The organism is Gordonia sp. AC31, from assembly GCF_031844505.1.
Classification (GTDB): Bacteria; Actinomycetota; Actinomycetes; order Mycobacteriales; family Mycobacteriaceae; genus Gordonia; species Gordonia hongkongensis.
The window spans coordinates 52946-67674 of the sequence record NZ_JAUZVK010000020.1 but is presented as its reverse complement, the minus strand read 5'-3'; the positions used below and the strand labels follow the sequence as shown (position 1 = coordinate 67674).

16 protein-coding genes, 1 tRNA gene and 1 pseudogene are annotated in these 14729 nt (G+C 65.3%); 7 read left to right on the top strand and 11 right to left on the bottom strand.

Going from position 1 to position 14729, the window contains the following annotated elements; genetic code table 11:
• Positions 1-130: 130 nt before the first annotated feature.
• Positions 131-1021: a universal stress protein gene (locus tag Q9R39_RS19960; protein WP_058251827.1), complete on the top strand. Its 891-nt coding sequence runs from the start codon at positions 131-133 to the stop codon at positions 1019-1021.
• Positions 1022-1036: 15 nt separating this feature from the next.
• On the opposite strand, the gene Q9R39_RS19955 is transcribed toward Q9R39_RS19960, so the two are convergent.
• On the bottom strand, positions 1037-2053 hold the full coding sequence (locus Q9R39_RS19955) for a zinc-binding alcohol dehydrogenase family protein (protein WP_058251874.1): 1017 nt from the start codon (positions 2051-2053) through the stop codon (positions 1037-1039).
• Between the two features lie 257 nt (positions 2054-2310).
• On the opposite strand from Q9R39_RS19955, the gene Q9R39_RS19950 reads away from it, so the two are divergent.
• The gene (locus Q9R39_RS19950; protein WP_175404318.1) at positions 2311-3189 is read left to right on the top strand and encodes a universal stress protein; all 879 of its coding nucleotides are present in this window, start codon (positions 2311-2313) and stop codon (positions 3187-3189) included.
• A gap of 29 nt (positions 3190-3218) precedes the next feature.
• Here Q9R39_RS19950 and Q9R39_RS24765 read toward each other — a convergent pair.
• Together Q9R39_RS24765 and Q9R39_RS19935 are read right to left on the bottom strand one after the other, a co-directional pair.
• Positions 3219-5536, bottom strand: a pseudogene (locus Q9R39_RS24765) (heavy metal translocating P-type ATPase).
• A 26-nt stretch (positions 5537-5562) separates the two neighbouring features.
• Complete coding sequence (locus Q9R39_RS19935) at positions 5563-5985, bottom strand: Hsp20/alpha crystallin family protein (protein ID WP_058251829.1); 423 nt, start codon at positions 5983-5985, stop codon at positions 5563-5565.
• A 164-nt stretch (positions 5986-6149) separates the two neighbouring features.
• Between Q9R39_RS19935 and Q9R39_RS19930 the strand changes: the two genes are divergently transcribed.
• Both Q9R39_RS19930 and Q9R39_RS19925 read left to right on the top strand, forming a co-directional pair.
• On the top strand, positions 6150-7037 hold the full coding sequence (locus Q9R39_RS19930) for a slipin family protein (protein WP_058251830.1): 888 nt from the start codon (positions 6150-6152) through the stop codon (positions 7035-7037).
• Positions 7034-7567, top strand: a complete 534-nt coding sequence (locus Q9R39_RS19925) for a flavodoxin domain-containing protein (RefSeq protein WP_231742374.1) — start codon at positions 7034-7036, stop codon at positions 7565-7567. The genes Q9R39_RS19930 and Q9R39_RS19925 overlap by 4 nt, the downstream gene beginning before the upstream one ends.
• 40 nt (positions 7568-7607) lie before the next feature.
• Here the strand turns inward: Q9R39_RS19925 and Q9R39_RS19920 are convergent, their stop codons facing one another.
• From Q9R39_RS19920 to Q9R39_RS19890, 7 genes are all read right to left on the bottom strand, one after another.
• Positions 7608-8159 (bottom strand): hypothetical protein, encoded by a 552-nt coding sequence (locus tag Q9R39_RS19920; RefSeq protein WP_058251832.1) that lies wholly within the window; start codon positions 8157-8159, stop codon positions 7608-7610.
• 43 nt (positions 8160-8202) lie between these two features.
• Complete coding sequence (locus Q9R39_RS19915; RefSeq protein WP_211540442.1) at positions 8203-10149, bottom strand: erythromycin esterase family protein; 1947 nt, start codon at positions 10147-10149, stop codon at positions 8203-8205.
• A 67-nt stretch (positions 10150-10216) separates the two neighbouring features.
• Positions 10217-10462, bottom strand: coding sequence for an acyl carrier protein (locus Q9R39_RS19910; RefSeq protein WP_058251833.1), 246 nt, complete (start codon positions 10460-10462; stop codon positions 10217-10219).
• Positions 10463-10471: 9 nt separating this feature from the next.
• Positions 10472-11467 (bottom strand): dihydrolipoamide acetyltransferase family protein, encoded by a 996-nt coding sequence (locus Q9R39_RS19905; protein ID WP_091344348.1) that lies wholly within the window; start codon positions 11465-11467, stop codon positions 10472-10474.
• A 58-nt stretch (positions 11468-11525) separates the two neighbouring features.
• Complete coding sequence (locus Q9R39_RS19900; protein WP_058251835.1) at positions 11526-11741, bottom strand: hypothetical protein; 216 nt, start codon at positions 11739-11741, stop codon at positions 11526-11528.
• 9 nt (positions 11742-11750) lie between these two features.
• The gene (locus Q9R39_RS19895; protein ID WP_269434032.1) at positions 11751-11879 is read right to left on the bottom strand and encodes a hypothetical protein; all 129 of its coding nucleotides are present in this window, start codon (positions 11877-11879) and stop codon (positions 11751-11753) included.
• A gap of 25 nt (positions 11880-11904) precedes the next feature.
• Entirely contained in the window at positions 11905-12339 is a 435-nt protein-coding gene (locus tag Q9R39_RS19890) for a hypothetical protein (protein WP_139114208.1), read from the bottom strand.
• 329 nt (positions 12340-12668) lie between these two features.
• On the opposite strand from Q9R39_RS19890, the gene Q9R39_RS19885 reads away from it, so the two are divergent.
• Both Q9R39_RS19885 and Q9R39_RS19880 read left to right on the top strand, forming a co-directional pair.
• Positions 12669-13142: a hypothetical protein gene (locus Q9R39_RS19885; protein ID WP_058251837.1), complete on the top strand. Its 474-nt coding sequence runs from the start codon at positions 12669-12671 to the stop codon at positions 13140-13142.
• A gap of 9 nt (positions 13143-13151) precedes the next feature.
• Positions 13152-13661, top strand: a complete 510-nt coding sequence (locus Q9R39_RS19880; protein ID WP_175404319.1) for a DNA glycosylase AlkZ-like family protein — start codon at positions 13152-13154, stop codon at positions 13659-13661.
• 202 nt (positions 13662-13863) lie between these two features.
• On the opposite strand, the gene Q9R39_RS19875 is transcribed toward Q9R39_RS19880, so the two are convergent.
• Positions 13864-13937: transfer RNA gene (locus Q9R39_RS19875), tRNA-Leu, on the bottom strand.
• 111 nt (positions 13938-14048) lie between these two features.
• Here Q9R39_RS19875 and Q9R39_RS19870 point away from each other — a divergent pair.
• Entirely contained in the window at positions 14049-14672 is a 624-nt protein-coding gene (locus Q9R39_RS19870; RefSeq protein ID WP_058251875.1) for an ANTAR domain-containing response regulator, read from the top strand.
• Positions 14673-14729 lie beyond the last annotated feature (57 nt).

Below are 14729 nucleotides of genomic sequence, written 5' to 3'. Positions count from 1 at the left end.
TCCGGAAAACGCTCCGTGAGCGGGCCACCATGAGAGGTGCCCGACGGGTATCACCTGTGCTGCTCGTGGATGCTGTCGAGCTCACCAATGCTCGACACGTGATGTTGAGCATCGACGGACGGAGATACGGATGGCTGAACTGGTGGACACCGCGACTGCGCCGATCGTTGTCGGCGTCGATGGTTCGGAGTGCGCGCTGATGGCGGTGCGCTGGGCGGTGGGTGCTGCAGCTCGCGAGAAATGTTCGGTGCGAGTGTTATCCGCAGTTGGAATCGTGCCCGGGGCGTACGCACCCACGGCCATGATGACGTCACCGGCCGTCGTCGAGGCCATGCAGGGCGATGCGTCGCGTGCGGTGGATGCGGCGACGACGCTCGCGAAAAGTGTGGACCCCGATGTGCCGGTCGACGGAAAGATCGTCGGAGGGTCGGCGATACTCGCACTCCGGCAGGCTTCCACTGAAGCGCGCACGGTGGTCGTTGGTAGGCGAGGGCTCGGTGGGGTCCGCGGATTGTTGCTCGGCTCGGTGAGTGCCGACGCCGCAACGCATGCGCACTGCCCAGTGGTGATCGTGGGTGGAACTCCGCCCGCGAGTGGATCCGTCGTGGTCGGGGTCGATGCGTCACCGAGGTCGAGCGCCGCGATCGCCGAGGCATTTCGCCAAGCAGATCTGTTGGGAGTCCCGTTGGTGGCGGTTCACGCGTTCGGGGAGTTCTCGCCGGCGGCGTTCTACGGTGACGCGCGCCTTGCCGAGCGAAACATGCGGGACGAGGCCGAGGAAGTGTTGGGCGAGCAGCTCGCGGGCCCTGTGGAAGACTTTCCGGACGTAACGATCCGCAAACATGTTGGAATCGCGTCTCCCGCAGAGGAGATCGTTGAGGCAGCGCAGTCGGCGCAGCTGATCGTGGTGGGTACGCGCGGTCGGGGCGGGTTTCGAGGACTACTTCTCGGTTCCACCAGTCGGGCTGTGGTACAGGTCGCCCCGTGTCCGGTGATGGTCACGCACAGCAACGAGTCGTGACGGCCGTTGGCGACCTCAGTTCGCGCGCTGATCGGGACGTAGAACAGCGGCGCCGGCAAAGCGGCCCGCCTTGAGATCCCGGAGAGCGAGCAGTGCGTCGTCGAGCGGGTATGAGGTTGTCGTCACCTGCAGTCGATGCTCTCCGGCGAATCGGAGGAACTCCGTCGCGTCTTCTCGTGTGTTCGCTTCGACGCTGCGGATTTCGCGTTCGTGGAAGAGGTGTTGCTGGTAGTTCAGCGGTGGGGTGTCGCTCATGTGGATCCCGGCGAGTGTGACGACACCGCCCCGATCAAGGGCTGACAGGGCCACCGGCACAAGCTCACCGACGGGGGCGAAAATGATTGCGGCGTCCAGGAGTTCGGACGGATGGGAATGGACTTCGCCCACCGATGTCGCTCCGAGTTCACGTGCTAGGCGGCGAGCGTGGGGTTCGCGGGTCATGACGTGTACGGAGGCGCCGCGCTGGAGGGCCACCTGGGCGACCAGGTGGGCGCTGCCTCCGAAGCCGTACAAGCCCAGACGTCCCCCTTCGGGCAGGCTGGTCCGCCGCAGGGCGCGGTAGCCGATGATTCCCGCGCACAACAGCGGCGCGAGCTCGTCGACGGTGTAGCCCTCGGGAAGGGCCAGGGCGTAGTCCGCGGGGGCGAGGACGTACTCTGCGTATCCGCCGTCCGCATCCCATCCGGTGTACGTCGATGACATGCAGAGGTTTTCGGCCCCGCGCCGGCAGTAGGCACACATCCCGCAGGTGCTGCGCAGCCATGGCACCCCGACCCGGTGGCCGATCTGGAACGCGGTGTCGGTGTCGATGCCGATCTCGACGACCGTGCCAACCACCTCGTGCCCAGGGGTGACATGCGGGCGATGTTCGGGTAGGTCACCCTCGCAGACGTGCAAATCGGTTCGGCACACTCCGCATGCCTCGACCGCGATCAGCAGTTCGCCTGTCGACGGAATCGGGCGGGGGACCTCCTCCAATCGCAGAGGCGTCCGAGACACCGGACCGGGTGCCCTGACGGACCATGCCCGCATCGTCGGCACCGCCACCGCCGACGATCCCGATTCCGATGTCTGCGCGTCCGTCGGCAATCCCCAGTCCATCATCTAGACCTCTCCCGCGTTTGCCTCCCAATGGCTCAAGCGTGCGCGCAGACAATGGGATGCAACAGAGTCGATCGACCCCACGATGTAGGGCATCGGCCAGCTCGTCCGAACGTCGCCCCCGTCCGCGCGTTATGTATTGCCTTGGTCCCTGGTCGGAATCCGTCGGCGCTGCTGATACTGGTTGCATGTCTCGTGAGTCGCATCCGGACCGCGCTTCTTCTGACCGCATCGCCGACGACCTGCCAGTGGTGGTGGGGCTGAAGGATGTGTCGGGGCCGTCCCTGGGGGCGCTCCGGTGGGCGGTGGACGATGCGGTCCTCAGAGGTGCGTCGCTGACAATCGTCACCGTCCAACACGAGCATCGTCCGACGTTTGCCGATGCGGTGAACCTCCGAACGGATTGCTCCGCTCAGTGCACTCGTCGCTCGCGGCGTGTGCTGGCCGACGCCCGCTCATCGGCCCGCCGGACCGCCGGCCACAGTGCGGTACCGATCATCACGCACATATCGGAAGGGCGACCCGTCGACGCTCTCGTCGCAGCAGGGCGAGCGGCTCGTGAACTCGTCGTAGGATCGCGCGGACTCGGCGACCTCGCCGGCGGACTACTCGGCGCGATCAGCACCACGGTCGCCATGCGTTCGTCGTGCCCGGTCGTCGTTGTCCGCGACCGTTCTGACGAGAGATCGGACGGTCCGGTGATTGCCGGACTGGACGGTGGAACAGGCGACACCGCCGTCCTGATGCATGCGGCGGAGGAAGCAGCGCTCCGGCACACTGAAGTCGTTGCCGTCCACGCAATGTCGGGCGCCGATCGCGCCGGCCTCGACCACGGCATCGAGCACGCCCGAACTGCCTCGTCGCGGGGCAGCACGACGTCTGTCCGCTGGGAGTTCGTGCACGATCGTCCAGTGGACGCGATAGCCGAACATGCTTCGGGATCGTCGATGGTGGTGGTGGGCAGTCGAGGCTTGACCGGACCTTCGGCCCACGTGATCGGGTCCACCAGTCGCGCGGTCCTGCATTCGATCGAGGTACCGATCATGGTTGTCCCGACGCATTGGTGACGACCTCATTCGAGTCCTCAGCGACAGGATCACGGAAGGGCCGTTCCTGTACCAGGAGTAGCTACCAGAGTGAAATAGTTCTGCTCCTCTTCGGAGAAGTGAAGTCGCAGGAGAGCATGGAGCCCGTAGAGGGTCGCCATCACGTCGAGTCTTTGATCGGCGGTGATCTGCCCGTTTCGATCCGCGTGCATACGATGGGCATGCACCCTCCTCGCCAGCCTGTCGATCTCGGCGTGCATCCGACTCATGGTCACGGTGGCCTCGGTGGTGCCCAGGGGTTTGGCAAGTGCAGGATAGAGCAAGGATTCTTCAGCATGCTCGTGAGGCAGAACAACCGCCGCGAGTAGATCATCCGCTCGCCGTAACCCTTGCACTCCGTCGCCGCTCGATGCCTCGATGCCCTGTCCCGCCAAGTCATTCGCGCCATCGACCAGTACTCGAAGTTTCGTCCGAAGCATCTCATGCTCGGTCGAGAACCTGCGGAGCAACGCCCCGGTGGGATCATCAACGTGTACGACCGACCGCGGACCGGTCAATGCGCGTAGGGCATTCAGGATGACTGCGACGTCGATCGCTTCCTGGAGCAAAGCGCCGGCGGTCGGCGGGAGCCAGCCCAAGGCAGCAACAAGCATGGCACCGATTGAGAGCGCCATGCCGATACCCGCGCTCTGAACGGCGATCCGACGCGAACGGCGCGCGATCTCCATCGCTGAAGCGAGCGGCCCGATCCCGTCGGTGGTGAGGACAACGTCTGCTGTAGCCGTACTCGCCGTCGTGCCGTGGGCGCCCAAGGCCGCACCGACACTTGCGCTCGCCAAAGCCGGCGCGTCATTCACGCCGTCGCCCACCATCACGGTGACTGCCGAGCGGCATTCCTCCTCGACGCAGGCGACTTTGTCGGCGGGAGTCTGCCCGGCGTACACCTCGTCGACGCCGAGCACGGTACCAACCTCGCGGGCGGTTGATTCTCGGTCGCCCGTGAGGAGAACGACTTTGGTCACCCCCGCAGCACGGAGTCGACGGAGTGTGCGCGGTGCATCTGCTCGTACGGGGTCGCTCATGGTGATGGCGCCCGCATCGCGATGGTCCACCCTGATCCAGGCGATGGCGGTCCCGTCCAGCTCACTGCCGCGTACCACCGCGCGCGCCCAGACCGAAACCGGGGCGTCTCGCGCACCGACCTCGACGAAACGGTTCGCGACCACGCCGGAGACGCCCGTACCCGCGTTCCCGCGTTCTCGTGGACACCTGTCGGCACGGTCAGTGGCAGCTCACGTCGAGCGGCCTCACTCACGATGGCGGTCGCGAACACGTGCGGCGACATCTGTTCGACCGAAGCCGATAGCCGCAGCAGACCGTCGGCATCCTCTCCGGGGGCCGCGGTGACTTCCACTTGTTCCGGGCGGCCGGTGGTCAGGGTGCCGGTCTTGTCGATCAGCAGGGTGCGGGCGCGTCCCAGAGTCTCGAGGGCACCACCGTCGCGGATGATCACTCCTGATCGAGAAGCCCGTGACAGGCCGGCGACAATGGCGATCGGCGCGGCCAAGAGCAGCGGGCAGGGTGTGGCGACGACGAGAACGGCGACTGCGCGGGTCGGCGAGCCGCTGATCCACCAGCTGACCGTGGCCACAGTCAGCGTCACGGGGATGAATAAGATGGCCAGGCGGTCCGCGAGTCGGACCACGGGCGCACGTTCGGCGGCGGCTGCTCCAGCCAGTCGAACGATGCCTGCATTGGTGCTGTCGGCCGAGGGGGAGCGGGCGATCATGTCGAAGGCTGCGCCGGCGTTGACCGCACCGGACCGGATGGTGCCACCGCGCCGGACGTGTCGTGGCAACGGCTCACCGGTGAGTGCAGATTCGTCGAGTACTGCGTTGTCGCGCAGTCGACCGTCCGCCGGGACGATTTCTCCCGGGGCCACGGCCAGGATGTCCCAGGGTTCGATGGCGTCGACGTCGATCACGGTGATCTCGGCCCCGCGGCGTCGTCGCGCGGTCGTCGGAAACCGATTCACGAGCGCACTGAGGTCCTTGCGTGCACGTCGCGACGCCGACGCGTCCAGAAGCCGGCCGGTCGCGAGCATCACCCCGATCAACGAGCCCGCTGCATACTCGCCGACCAGCACAGTCCCGACGAGCGCCAGCGATGCGATGAGATCGACCCCGAGCTTGCGCTGACGAAGCCCCGACAGGATCCACCACAGCGACGCTGCGAGCGCGACAGCGATCCCCGCTGTCCAGCAGGCGTTGGCAAGCCGGCCCGACCCCGCGGACCACAGGAGTGCGCCCGCTGCGAAAGCGGTAGCGGTCGCCGTCAGAAGGACGGCTCCGGGGGAGGGCTTACCCAAGTGAGGGTGTGGCGGTGGTCGCGGCGTCAAGCGGTCTCGATCTGCACCTGCGTGCCGGGGCTGGTCGGCGCACTCAGCGGCACGGTGACGGTCAGGATGCCCTCGGAGTACGTCGCTTTCACGCCGTCTTCCACATATCCCTTGGGCAACGACACGGCCCGGGAGAACTCACCGTAGGCGAATTCGGAGTGACCGTTGTGGGAGGACCGCTCGGTGCGTTGCGCGGCGATCGTGAGGACCCCATCGAGGATGGTCACCGTGACGTCCTTGTCCGGATCGACTCCGGGTAGCTCAGCACGGACAACGTACTGCTCGGCGGACGATTCTTCCTCCACCCGGATCAGATGCCCGTTGGGACGGAGCATTCCGACAGCGGGGAACGTGGAGAACAGCTCTGCGATGTCCGGCAGAAACGAGTATGACGCATGATGAGTGGTGGGTGTGGACATGGTGGCCCTCCGGTTGGCGAGACGAATCTGACACGACAATCGCACCGCCTCGCCGACGCTGTGAGGAGGGTCGAAAGCCACCCGGTTCCAAGCCGGTCGGCCCTATCGACGCCTCTCGTCATCGCTTCTACTGGTGGTCGAACCTCCGAGAGGGGAGCGGGACCATGACGACAACCTCGTGGGTCGTGATCGCCTGCGTGACAGTGGTGATCGTGATCGTCGCGATCACCGCGGTCCGGATCGTGTCGGAGTATCAACGCGGAGTCGTGCTGCGCTTCGGCAAACTGGCGGGCACCCGTGATCCGGGTCTACGTGTGATCATCCCCCTCGCCGACCGAATGATCAGGGTGTCGATGCGTGTCGTCACCATGCCGATCCAATCGCAGGGAATCATCACCCGCGACAACGTGAGTGTGGACATCTCGGCGGTGGCCTACTACCGAGTGGTCGACCCGGTGAAGGCGGTGGTGGAGGTCGAGGACGTCCATGCGGCGATCAACCAGATCGCCCAGACCACCCTGCGCAAGGTGGTCGGCCGACATTCGCTCGACGATGCACTGGCGCATACCGACACCATCAATGACGACATCCGGCGAATCCTCGAGATGACCGTGCAGGAATGGGGCGTCGAGGTCCGTCTGGTCGAGCTCAAGGACATCCAGCTACCCGGGGGGATGCAACGCGCGATGGCACGCGAGGCGGAGGCAGAGCGCGAGAAGCGCGCGAAGATCATCGCAGCGGAAGGCGAAGCCGTCGCTGCGCATCAACTCTCCACCGCAGCGAAGACCATGGCCGACCACCCGATCGCATTACAGCTTCGCAGCCTGCAGACCCTGATCGAGATCGGGGTCGAGAAGAACACGACAGTGGTGTTTCCGGCACCGTTGATGTCCTCGCTCGCCGATCTCGACGCGTTTCTATCCCGTGAGATGCGCGCGCATTCACACCCGAGCATCGGCGGAGACGGTGCGGACGTGACTGGCGCGGTGGACCGCGCGGCTGTCCCCGCTGCACGCACCCGTGGGTCGGAGTCAGCACCGTGCACACTGTGATCGCGTTCGACAGTGCCCACGGTGCCACCGAGGGTGTGGCGCAACGAATTGCCGGAGGTTTGCGCGCCGGCGGGGACTCGGTGGAGCTCTGGCCGCTTCGCGGTGACCATACGCCTGACCGGGCAGAGCGCCTGGTCGTCGGCAGCGCGATTCACAATGGCCAATGGCTGCCCGCCGCCGAGCATCTCGCCGATTCGCTGGCCGAGGCCGCGCCCGCGCCGGTGTGGGCGTTCTCGGTCTCGTCCATCGGTGCGACATCGACATTCCTGTCACCTCTGGTCGCACGGTGGTTGCGTCCTCGGACACCGGTTCCACGTGCGGTTGCGGCCATGGAGCACACGGGCGCGTTGCGTGGCCACCGCGCCTTCGCCGGCGCCATATCCCCGGGTGACTGGCCCGGTCTGGGACGAGTTGTCTTCCGCCTCATGGGTGGCCGATACGGCGATGCCCGGGACTGGGACGACATCGACCGATGGACCGAACAAATCCTCGCCGACCGAAGGTCTGCCCAGTCAGATGACGGCCACTGAGTGAGTGTGCGCTTGCGACCTCTCAGAAGACCGGACCTTGTCATACCGTCGGCCGCCACCACTCGCGCCCGCCCGCTTCGGTGTGCACACCCGACAAGAGGCTGCCTCGGGTGCTGTCGTCGATGACGTGGTAGCGGATCGAATCCCGTTCACTGACCGCCATGAGTGGCCACCACAGGACGTTGACATAGTCGACCGAGCTGTCGTATCCGTCCCACTCGTACACACCGCGATAGACGTTGTTTCCGTCGGCGGTCATCCACAGTTTCGAAACGAATCCGTCGAACCCTGCGAACAGGACGGTGTTGCATACACTTTCCACGCGAAAGAATCTGTGTGCCAGACTGTTGCCGCCCACCGCCCGTAGCCGGAAGCCGACGATGAGGTTCACCGGCTCGGTAATCGGGTCGTCGTCGCGGACGGTTTCGCGGTACACCACGGCCTCGGTTCCGTCGGCAAAGCTGATGACCCGGCCGAGGTCACCGAGCGGTTGGTGCAGGCGTCGTTGCCACAGCGAGCGCGCCACATCGAGGGCGCACTGCGCGAGCATGATCAATGCGCGCGGCCAGGGCACGGGTTCTGGTACGGGCATGTGTCACGGTCCTTTCCGAGCGGAGATCTCTGGCCTCTGTCGGTCACAGGCCGGTCGGATATGTCTCCGGGTGCTGGCTGTCGTCCCAGGAGCCCAGCGGTTCGAGTGGTCGTAGCGCCCGCGTCTGATCAAGATGGATGTACGCGTCGAATTGTTCGGGGACGCGCACGTGAAAGTAGTGGCTCTGGCGTTCCGTGTCGGGCAGATAGACCACGCCGATCGCGCGAGCCAGGCGAATCGAGTCGACCGCCTCGGCTGCTCCGGCCGACTGCGACGACAGGAAGAACGATCGCATGGGCGCCCGATGGAAGACTTCTTCGATGCTTCCGGGGAGGGCGGGGAGGGTCGTCATGCGTCGTGGAGTTCCTCCCCATTCATCGGCGGCCGTGACGGTTCCCTGGTAAGTCGAGAATCCCAGGATCCGGCAGCGTTGTCCGTACTTCTCGCGAACCAGTTGTCCCAGAGTCAGCTGGCCATCGGCCCCGACTTCGGTAGCCCGCGCGTCCCCCACGTGCGAGTTGTGTGCCCATACCACGATCTTCGCTGGAACCGCCGATCTCGTCGTCAGGTGCTCGGCGAGTGCTTCCAGAGTCTCTGCCATGTGGCGGTCACGGATGTTCCATGACGTGACCCGACTGCGGAACATGTTGCGGTAGTACGACTCTGCACCTCGCACCGCGAAGGCGTTTCGTCGAGCGCAGAACAGTTCGTCCTGAGCCGCCGTGCCGTCGCTGCGAATTCGATCCAAGGTCGCGGCGTACATGTCGACCAGCTGGGTGACGACCTGGCGCTCGCACGATTGGCCCGCGCCGAACGCGGCGGCGTAACCGTAGGCCTGCCCATCTGCGGCCGTGGAGTGGTCGAAACATGCGTACCGAGCCCGAGCGCGCCGTGCTGCCTCGCGATCGACAGTGTCCAGGTATGCGGTCACGTCCTGCATGGAGCGGTGCAGACTGTAGAGGTCGAGCCCGTAGAAGCCGACGCGTTCGTCACCCTCGGGCCGGCCGGCGTTGTATCGGTGCAGCCAGTCGAGGAAATCTCGCACGACGGTGTTTCGCCACATCCAGGCCGGGAACCGATCAAACCCTAAAAGTGCCTCGTCGGCAGAGCCATCCGATCCCTCGCCGTGAAGCCATCGGTTCACCCGGTGGGCGTCCGGCCAGTCCGCCTCCGCAGCCACGGCCTTGAAGCCCTTGTTCTCGATGAGCCACTGAGTGATGCGGGCGCGGGACTCGTAGAACTCTTCGGTGCCGTGGGAGCTCTCACCTATCAGCACGAATCGGGCGTCCCCCACGAAGTCGTCGAGTACGGCATCCGGCGGGACGCCGTCGGTGCACTCGACTGCCGATCGAGTGACGACGACCGCAAGAGTCTGTTCATCCGGAAGTTGCGTCGGCGGCGAGGTGGTGGATGTGGACAGCAGAGTTCGGACCTCGTCGTCGGTGACCTGAGGGAAGGCCCGGTACGACTGGCCTACCGCCGCGAACGGGGTCGGCATGGATGCGCACACGACTTCGTCAACCGACTCGGCGAGCTCACGACAGGTCGATTCGGGGGCGACCGGAACCGCGATGACCACCGCAGAAGGCTCTCGTTCCCGGAGGGCACTGACCGCCGCCCGCATACTGGCCCCGGTCGCGAGCCCGTCGTCGACGAGGATGACCGTCGTGCCGGCGATCTCCACCGGCGCGCGAACACCCCGGTACCGGCTCTCTCGATCTTCGAGGGTGCGGGTCTCCCGTTCGATCACCCGTCGCAACTGTTCGTGAGTGACTCGACCTGCCCTCACCACGTCGTCGTTGAGGACGATGCGCCCGCCGGAAGCGATTGCGCCGAAGGCGAACTCCTCGTGGCCTGGCAGTCCGAGCTTGCGAACCACGAACACATCCAACGGTAGTCGCAGAGCCGATGCCACCTCGAACGCGACCGGAACCCCGCCACGCGCCAATGCGAGGACGACGACGTCGTCGTGATCGTGGAATCCGGACAAGAGTTCGGCGAGGACCCGTCCGGCCTCGCGACGGTCGCGAACAACTGGGGTATCGTCATCGGCGAGTTCATCGCGGGATTCCCTTCACGTACCGAACGACGTCGGTGACGGTTTGCAAAGTGGCATAGTCGTTCTCGGGCACTTCGATCTCGAGCCGCTTCTTGATGCCCGTCAAGAAGCTCAGCCAGTCGACCGAGTCCAGTTCGGCGATTTCGCGTATCGGCTCATCGACCGAGATGCTCTCCCTGGACAGTTCTGGTGCTACCGCGAGCAGAGCGTCCACGACCGCCGTGGTGATCGTCTCGTCGTCCATGAGTGCTCCTCAAAGCTCGTTTGGTTGTTGCAGCAGTTCTCGGACGGCGCAGAGAAATCGTGCGCCCTGGCGCCCGTCGCTGGCTCGATGGTCGGCCGACAGTGACGTGTTGACGAGCGGCACAGGGCGCATCTCGCCGTCGATCACCCAGGGTCGATAGGTCATCGTTCCGGTGCCGACCAGCGCGACCTGCGGCGGATAGATCGCGCCGAACACGGTCTCGACGCCGTTGTCGCCGAGATTGGTCACGGTTATCGTCGAGTCCGTGAATTCCGAGCTGCGAAGTCGGCCGCTACGGGCACGGGCCACCAGATCGATCAGGTCGGCCTGCAGGGCGTCGAGTGATTTGTCCGTCACGTCGTGAATGGCAGGGGCGATCAATCCGCCTCGCCGCAAGGCGATCGCCACACCCACGTGAACGCGTGCTTGCGGTGTGAAATCGTCGTCGCGCCAGAATCCGTTCATCTCCGGGTACCTCTGCGCGGCCAGTGCCACCGCCTTGAGGAAGAGAACCGCGGAGAGGATCCGTTCCTCCACGGGACGTCGGGCTTTGCGTTCGGACAACCATCTCGTCGCCGCTTCCATCGGGATCGTCTCGGCGAGGTAGTAGTGCGGGATCTCTCGTTTGGAACGACTCATCGCGGCCGCGATCGTCCGGCGCATGTCACTCGCGCGTCTGTCGGGCTCATCCGGGCGACAATGCTCGACGTCGTCGAGAGTGATCGCGCCATCAGGTCCGGTTCCCCGGACACGACCGGGATCGACGGCGAGTTCTCGCGCGCGACGGGCGGCTGCGGGGGAGATGCGCACTCGGCTCCGCACGCCCGGGCCGGTGTAGGGGCCTACCGGCTTCGTGGACGCCGCCGGAGCCCGGGGCGCGGCCCGGTCGACGGAGATGCCCGAGCCATCTCCGGGGCGGGCTCTGGCTGGGCGGGCTCTGGTTGGGCATGGATGGCCGCCTCCGGCGACGTCGCTTCGCCGGGACGGGGTTGCGCCGCGTCGCATGCCGCCTCACCCGGTTCATAGAAGGTTGCCATCACCGTGCCGACCGGGATGGTCTCGCCTAGGTGGCGCTGCGCAGTACCTCTCCGGTCGCTTCGCCTTCGGCGTCCCTGACCCGGGCGAGGAATCGCATGAGCGTGCCGCCCATCGGCATCGAGAGGGTCACCGCCAGACTGGCCGGGGCCGAGGCGCCACCGGCGTCCTCGATGTCGATCGACGCCGTCTCGCGATGCGGATCGTCTGCTCGTCGACTCGCGTCATCATTCGGTGCCGCCAAGACGCGTCCTCAACAACGGGACGCGACCCGCATCGGCACACTGCCCGCAAGGACGTCGGTGACGACGGGTCCTGGAACCGGGAGGTAATGCAGGATCGTCAACGACGTACCGAAGGCAGTACCGACAGTGTCCTTCATCGAATCGTCCCTCCTAGTTGCGAGATCACGGTCGTGGGCGGGTGCGGGAGCCGAGCTCGTGACGCACGGACATGCCGAGTCCGATCAGGACGGCTCCGACGCCGACGCAGGCGGCCTGCAACGGATTGAGCGTGCGGATCACGGCGAGTTGCACGCCGATCCATCCGATCAACCATCCTCCGGCAAAGATCGAGATCATCGCCGTGTCGGAGCGTTGATTGTTATGTAAAAGCCAGGCTGCGACCGTCATCGGGAGTCCGACCAGTAGCGCCAACCCGATCCCGGCCAGCACCGGACTGTGCCAGGGAAGGCGCGCATTGACCGTCGGCCCGAAGTCGGTGCCACCCCCGGCCAGTCCCACCGCCCCCGCGTAGGCCAGCAGCGCGGTGAGTGCGGTGAAAAAGACAGCGAGCGATCGTTTCCAGCCGATGCGACGATCCATCGAAGAGGTCGTGGCCATCGGCATGTCCGTTCGTGGTGCGTGGTCTGCTCCAATGTCCATCATCGATGTCGACAGACACGGCGAGGAGGGGCGAAGGTCACCTATGTCTGAAGTCGTGACCGTGCCGCCGTCCGGGGCACACGGTGCGACCCTCGAGGGTCGTGGTTAGGGACTTTGGACTCGGGCGTCTCAACTGCGCATGGGTTCAACTGGACTTGGTGACGTGCGCGCGCCAATCCTCGTCGCACTCTGTCACGGTTCCGGACCGAGTCACACCGGCTCTTCGCCGACGACAAGCAGGCTCGACGTCATCTCCGTGCGACGCTCCAGCACAGAAGGAGGCCCACATGGCTCTCAGTTCGACAGTCTCACCGGCATCCGGCCGCCGCCGGTTCGGCTATCTGGCCACTCTGGTCGTCGACGGCGCCCTCCTCGGGTTGCTGGTGCGATGGCCGGGCTGGGATACGGTCCCGTTCCTCACCGAGGAAACAGGCGATGTGCTCGGCTGGCTTATTGCGGCACTGGTAGCGGGAATCGTCGTCAACGCGGTGTACCTCATCGCCGACCCGCCGCCGCTGAAAGCCATCGGCGAAGTGGTCTCCGATGCGATCACCCTCGTGGCCCTGATCCGTCTCTGGCAGGTCTTCCCGTTCGACTTCGCCGATGAGTCCACCGTGCCGTGGACGACGCTCACGCGCACGGTGCTCATCGTGGCCATCGCGGGCACCGTGCTCGCCCTGGTGGTGACAGTCGTCCGCTTCGTTCGTCACGCACTCGTCGATCGCTCGACAACAGAACCTACGAGTGCGTCCGATCGGTGAGTGTGCGGCGTGGCTGACAGTGTCTCGGCGGAGCAGGTGATCGCGTATCGGTTGTCCGCGCACGGGTTGGCAAATCGTCTGGGAGACAATGGTATTGTCGCGGGCAGTGCACGATGCGGCATCCAGAACAGCCCACCAGGATCTGCGCTTCTGTCGCTGCACGCGAGGGTGCACGGCGTGACGGCAAACATGGTCGCAGCGGCTGTGGAGGACCGAATACTGCTGCAAACCTGGGCGATGCGAGGCGCACCGTACTTCATCCCCACCCGGGACGTGACGGTGTTCACCACTGGTGTGCTACCCGCCAGCGACGACGCACTGCGCCACTTCGTCAGCGGCGCCCAACAGTTGCTCGATGAGCTCGGCATGACAATTACCGACGCCGTCGAGCTGTGTGGTGTCGAAATCTGCGACGTCCTAGGGCGGGGGTGTCAGATGGTCTGTGTAAGTCCAGTGCTCATCAGTGAGAGGACAATCTATGAGCATGGCGTTAGACGACATGAATCGCGCCGGGTTTGAATCGGGAATCGGGTCCATACGGGTGTTTTCCAGTCGGCGTTTACACCGACGGAGACGAAGCGAAACAGGGAAGGGTGATTACCTGTCGGTCGGAGAGGCAAAAGACTGAGGCGGGGAGATCGGGTGTCATGCGTCTGCCATGCGTCATCTGTGCATGGCAAGGACGAGAACCCGGAAACCACCTTTGAACATGTGAGCTACGTGCCCCCGGTCAGACTCGAACTGACACTGGACGGGTTTTGAATCCGTTGCCTCTGCCAATTGGGCTACGGGGGCCAGTGCGCGGGTTGCCCGCGCCGGGAACCAACTCTAGATGATCGGCCGAGCGGCCTGCCAACCGGTACTCTGCGTGCACACAGACGTGGCGTCAGCGACGTGGAGGAGGGGATGGTGACGGTGACCGACAGTGCGACGACCGCAGCCGGTGAGACCACGACAACACACCGCGTGCTGGTGGCCGAGGACGATTCCTTGATCCGGATGGACCTGATCGAGATGCTCCGCGAAGAGGGGTACGAGGTCGTCGGGGAAGCGCCGAACGGGCAGGTCGCGGTGGAACTGACCGAGTCGCTGTCGCCCGACCTCGTCATCATGGACATCAAGATGCCGGTGCGCGACGGTATCGATGCCGCGACCGAGATCGCCGAGAAGCGACTCGCCCCGGTCGTCATGCTGACCGCGTTCAGCCAGCGCGACTTCATCGACAAGGCGCGCGACGCCGGCGCCATGGCCTATCTCGTCAAGCCGTTCACGAAGGCCGATCTGGTGCCGGCCATCGAGGTGGCGGTGAGTCGCTACCAGGAGCTCAAACAGCTCGAGCGCGAGGTCGCGACCATGAACGAGCGGCTGGAGACCCGCAAGCTCGTGGAGCGGGCCAAGGGCCTGCTGATGGAGAAGCAGGCTCTGTCCGAACCAGAGGCCTTCAAATGGATACAGCGCGCGGCCATGGACCGCCGGACCACCATGAAAGCCGTTGCGCAGGTTGTCGTCGAGACGCTCGGCAGCGACTGATCCAGAACCCCTGGACGACGCAATGCCTCTGCGCGCAAACCAGTTTCACTGTCTTTA